The sequence below is a fragment of the Bartonella silvatica genome (assembly GCF_040545155.1).
In the GTDB taxonomy this organism is placed as follows: Bacteria; Pseudomonadota; Alphaproteobacteria; order Rhizobiales; family Rhizobiaceae; genus Bartonella; species Bartonella silvatica.
Map to the genome: position 1 here is coordinate 1 of NZ_JBEPLI010000036.1, position 5,164 is coordinate 5,164.

Consider the following 5,164-nt stretch of genomic DNA (forward strand, 5'->3'; position numbering starts at 1 on the left):
ATCATTGCCGGCTTTCCCCACCGTGGGGCGGAAAACAGAGCCAACCCCATCAGCTGCTTTAATCCCTTGGCTCTCTTGTGCAACAGGACTTCGCGCTCCAAGCGCCTGTGCTTGCAACAACAAAGGCTGAAAAGCTAAGCAAAAACTTAAAACAAGTGAAAGCCCCTTATGGATCCCTCGCTGCAAAACACAAAAAACGCGCTTTCCTCGCTTGTATCCATATCCCAATTTATGCTTTTGATCCTTTAATCCCCGCATCTTCAGCTCCTCAGAAAATTCTTTATCTCTTAAAAAACAACCCATATGGGTGTAAACAGCGCAGCGATATTTTTACCGCCCCTTTGCTCTAAAATCTCAATAATGCCCGCACTTGAAATAACCCTGTCGCATTCCCCTTTTCTCGCACTGTTGATTGGGTTAAAATATTCGAATAAGACACATCAACATCCGTAATGTCTCCGGTTGCATGGAAACCAAGAGTTGCCCCAACGAGGCTCCCGCCAAAACTGTTTTTGCTTACATCATTGGCCACGGCCCCCAGATCAAGCGCCATATAAGGGGCAAATTGGCTCATAAATTTACGCCCCATGCTCGAAGAAAAACCTGGCAACAACAGCGACAATTCATTGCGCCAAAACGCCCCATTATTGCCGTAATAAATCGCCTCACGCACCCCGCGCACAGAGGAACTACCACCAAGCGATATTTGCTCTGAACTAAACAATGTGTCGGGTGATAATTGTCCTGAAAACAGCGTGTTATAGCGAAAGTTATATTGTTTGAGCGAAAAAGGACGCACGTAGCCTAGGGAAAAAGACAATTTGGAAAATTGCCCTTTGGGTGAATTTTTTGTTGCATTCTCTTGCTCTTTATCATCATAAGCGCCAAGAATTGCCAAACCTTTATGAAACCCTATATGCGCGCTTAATTCTCCTCCAAGCCACTTGCGCGAATGATCAAGCTCAAAGGTTGCAATAGCCAATTTACGGCTGGAAACATCAACCCGACTGCCCATAATGAAATTATCAGAATATTTCCATGTCAACCGTCCCGTAACCCAGGTCTTTCCCTCTTGATCACGGTCAATAACCCGTGAAATCCATGGCGTCAGCGATAAAGACTTACCCGCAGTCATAATATCGGAAAATATTCCCTTAACACTCGAATGATATTGGCTCCACGTCCCATCAAAACCTGTTGTCCAATAGCCATAGGGAAGAGAAAATGATCCCGTTAGAGTATCACTATTGGGACGCTTGTGAGAAAAATGATACGGACCACCATCCATGGAGCGCTGATAGCTAAACGACCATTGATCATTGATCCCTAACAGATCATCAAAAGAAAGGCTCAAGCGCGTTTGATAAAGCCCTGTTGCCTTAGCGCCAAGATTATCACTGGAAAGCGTAATAAGCCAAGGTTTCTGTTTTTCAATATGAACATCGAGTATCGAACCACCAGAATTGCACCCAGCACCAAGATTAATGGTGGCTTGGCGTGAGAAAAGCCGATTGATTTGATCAAGCCCTTGCTCTATCTGGCGCAGATTGGTCGGCTTCCCAATAAGGTTTGGAAAAGCCGTGGTGATTTCTCCTTGAAGTCTCCTCTCAACTTTATGCCCATCAAGAGTGATATCTTCCATCACACCTTCAACAACAACAATCTTGAGATGACCGCCGCTTAAATCTTGCTCAGGCAAATAAGCCCGCACCGCAATATAGCCGCGCTTCATATAAAGCTTGGTCACCCCTTTGAGCACTTTGTTGATTTCGGCAATCCCCAAACACCGCCCTTCCCAAAGAGAAATGGCTTCATGAAGGTCGGTATGAGAAATCAACTGAGCATCAACAAATTCAATGCTTTTGATCAGCAAACAGGTTGTACTAGGCGAAGCACCATAGGCAGATGTGGTATCATCGTCTGGCAAAAATACCCCATGTGTTTCGTTTCTACGGTGCAATCGTTGAAAACGCTGTTCTTGCGTTTGTTGTCGTTGGATGCTCTCTGATTGATTAATCGCTTTCTCACGAATGTTTTGGGCAAAACTCGGCAACGAGAAAAGGCACAAAATAGCTGCAAAAACAAAAGTGAAAAAAAATCTATGCATTCATTGTGCCCTCAAAATGAGCAACAAAATGAACCATATCGTCAGCGTCACAGAAAAAATCGCCAACCGCGTAACAATTTTTTAATTTTTTGATGAGAATAATACTTATAACATCTGAGAAAAAAGCATAGACTGTACTATATACACCTGCTTCGGTCACACAAATCATATCATTCCCCCCGCTTTTGAAGACTTTTAATCACCTGTTAAAGTGTAATCTTACACATTGTGCACCCCTCACGAAGCGCACTATGTAAAACTATTTTGAAAATAAAGAAAGACTGTTATTCATAGAATATACCAAATTTATTGAAACTGTTACATATTAGAGACAACAAGAGACTACCACTTATTATCGCTTGATAAGAAAAATAGCATGACAATCGCTTATTTACTAAAATAAGCATAAAAGAAAATGCGTAATGCCATAACTTATGAAGAATTAGCGCATTTTAAAACTGCTTATCCCAATGAAACTATCACTAAAGATGATCTATTCTATTATGTTTATGGTCTACTTCATTCGGAAGATTACCGTACTCGTTATGCTGATAACCTCTCTAAAGAATTGCCTCGTATCCCGTGTGTAAAGAATGCTGATGATTTTTGGAAGTTTGTAACAGCAGGGCGTGAACTGGGTCATTTGCACGTAAACTATGAAACTATCGAGCCTTATCCAGTAACCTTTAAAAAGGGTAATCCAAAAGTTACAGAGATCTCTAATCCCGAAAAATTCTATTATGTAACTGAAATGAAATTCGCAAAAGCAGGTAAAGAGAAAGGAAAATCCGAAAAGGATAAATCAACAGTTATTTACAATAGCAATATCACAATAACAGATATCCCTCTTGAAGCTTATGAGTATATCGTCAATGGTAGACCCGCTCTTGAATGGGGTATGGGGTGTCAATGTGTAAAGACTGATAAAAAGAGTGGTATTGTGAATGATGCCAATCGCTATGCTGTTGAAACCGTTGGCAACCCTGCCTACCCTCTAGAGTTATTTCAAAGGGTTATTACCGTAAGTTTAGAAACCATGAAAATCGTTAAGAACTTACCAAAATTAGAACTAAGAGAAACTGAATAGACTTGGCATGCTCACATAATGGGTATGTTAATCTCACAAGGGGTATAGAGCTTATAACGATAATCTATACCTCTCTTGTTAAGCTGATTAGATACAATCTTTTAAATAATAGTTTATATGCGTTATTCTAAAAAGAAATCCCATCTTAAAGTGAATAGGCTTCTTTTGAATTGCCTTTAAAAGATTATATCGTAATCTAAAATGATAACTTTATGCTTTTCAAAAGCTTTGTTTAAAGAGAGTTATGTATATTCATTTTGCTTATAGGTTTTGAAGGTGTAAAAATCGTCAAACCCCCCTCAAAACGTATATTATTAGTTGAATTTATAGGTTGTGTTATCAATATGGGTTGTTTTTTTAAGATCTGTAAAATCTTAACCTATTGAAAAATAACGTTTTTACTTTTTATCGTTTTTTTATCTAAAAGGGGCAACCCTCAAAACTCAAAACCCTGTCAAAACTCATAACCATAATGATCTTGATAGCATCTCTTATGAGTTACAAGCTATCTTTTGAAAAGCTTTAAAGGATCATATGCTTTTCATAAGACACGTTTTAATGACTCACTAAAATGATCACTTTTATCAGTTCAATTTACTGACACATAACTGACAAGTTTTAATCAATTCACATCATTGGTTATCTTTAAAGATTGTCCTTTTGATATGAGTTATGTTTTAAAGAGATTAACCTATTGAAATATAATATTTTTAATTTTTCTCATTTAAAAAAATAATAGAGGCTCTAAAAAGAACTGACAAAACTGACACGGTCTATTAAAAGGGATTTTGCTAATCTCTATAATTATCAGTTTCTATTGAGATGTTTTCATAACAGTCTATAAATTACAATTATCCTATTTATCGTTTCTCTTATGAAAATGAAAAATGATGCGGTGGCTATAAAGAAGATAACAGCTATAGAGAATGCATAAAACAGCAAGGTTTTATAATCATAATGCAAATGAATGCATTGGTTATAAGAGCGCGGTGCCTATTAAGACAGTTCAAATAATAAATGCGTTATAAACAAAATTCACAAAAAATTTTAAATTCATTTAGTAAAAAAGCTAATAAGTTATAAAGATAAAAATACGCATTATGAGAGCGTTTTTAAATATTATAAATGTATAGATTCAAAAAATAACGCAATTGTTTTATAAAGCTTATAATATAGCTTTAAAAGAATATAAATATAAAAGAAGCAATTAATAATCATATGATATTATCAATACACAACGTATTTAAAAAAATACAAAAAAGATAAAATATTATTTGACAATAAATACGTATTTTGTTATATAAATAATTAAGTGATTGAAAACACTAAATCGATAGCGAAAGGGTTGCGATAAAACCTAATCCTATTATAAAAACTGACTTTCTTTTATGCTTTTGTTAGTATATGAGAGCTTTGTCGGGTGTGGTTACACCATACAATACTCTTTATGAGAAAAGTGTAACGACGGACTATCGACCGTGTTTTCAAACGCCCGGCGTCCTTATAGGGTTGTCAATTGAAAACTGTATAATCGATAGGATTTAGTTATGAAAACTACATCAAACAACACCCCCGTTATCTCTAATATTGCAAATGAAACCGCGCTTGCTAATCAACAAAAGCCTGCAAAAAAATACGAATTTATTGATGATTGTGAATATATCGATGGTCATTTCTTAACACGTATTAGAGCTTTAAGAGATTTTGATGATGTAAAAAAAGGCGACCTCGGGGGCTATATTGAAAGTGAAGATAATCTCTCTCATGAGGGGAATTGCTGGGTTTATAATAAAGCAAGGGTCTTTCAAAATGCACGCGTCTTTGGAAATGCGAAAATCAAAAGCTTTTTTGTTGACGTTTATGGCAATGCTAAAGTTTATGGTAATGCTATTTTTGAAGGAAGAACATTAAAGGACAATGCTAAACTTTCAGGCAATGCTCATGCTAGCAATGCCGTTGTAATTGAAGGC

3 protein-coding genes and 2 pseudogenes are annotated in these 5,164 nt (G+C 36.8%); 2 read left to right on the forward strand and 3 right to left on the reverse strand.

The features are described from left to right. From ABID23_RS07505 to ABID23_RS07515, 3 genes are all read right to left on the reverse strand, one after another. A partial coding sequence (locus ABID23_RS07505) for a hypothetical protein (RefSeq protein ID WP_354190823.1) occupies positions 1–258 on the reverse strand: 258 nt, incomplete at its 3' end. Between the two features lie 88 nt (positions 259–346). Then, the gene (locus ABID23_RS07510; RefSeq protein WP_354190825.1) at positions 347–2,107 is read right to left on the reverse strand and encodes a ShlB/FhaC/HecB family hemolysin secretion/activation protein; all 1,761 of its coding nucleotides are present in this window, start codon (positions 2,105–2,107) and stop codon (positions 347–349) included. Beyond that, positions 2,100–2,276, reverse strand: a complete 177-nt coding sequence (locus tag ABID23_RS07515; RefSeq protein WP_354190827.1) for a hypothetical protein — start codon at positions 2,274–2,276, stop codon at positions 2,100–2,102. Before ABID23_RS07515 ends, ABID23_RS07510 begins: the two co-directional genes overlap by 8 nt. A gap of 249 nt (positions 2,277–2,525) precedes the next feature. On the opposite strand from ABID23_RS07515, the pseudogene ABID23_RS07520 reads away from it, so the two are divergent. Both ABID23_RS07520 and ABID23_RS07525 read left to right on the forward strand, forming a co-directional pair. Further along, positions 2,526–3,194: pseudogene (locus ABID23_RS07520) on the forward strand (type ISP restriction/modification enzyme); the annotation flags it as partial. A gap of 1,547 nt (positions 3,195–4,741) precedes the next feature. Then, positions 4,742–5,164: pseudogene (locus ABID23_RS07525) on the forward strand (hypothetical protein); the annotation flags it as partial.

Excerpts from the sequence above, each read along its gene's own strand:
- ABID23_RS07510 (WP_354190825.1), bottom strand. The coding sequence starts at position 2,107 with ATGCATAGATTTTTTTTCACTTTTGTTTTTGCAGCTATTTTGTGCCTT.
- ABID23_RS07515 (WP_354190827.1), bottom strand. The coding sequence starts at position 2,276 with ATGATTTGTGTGACCGAAGCAGGTGTATATAGTACAGTCTATGCTTTT.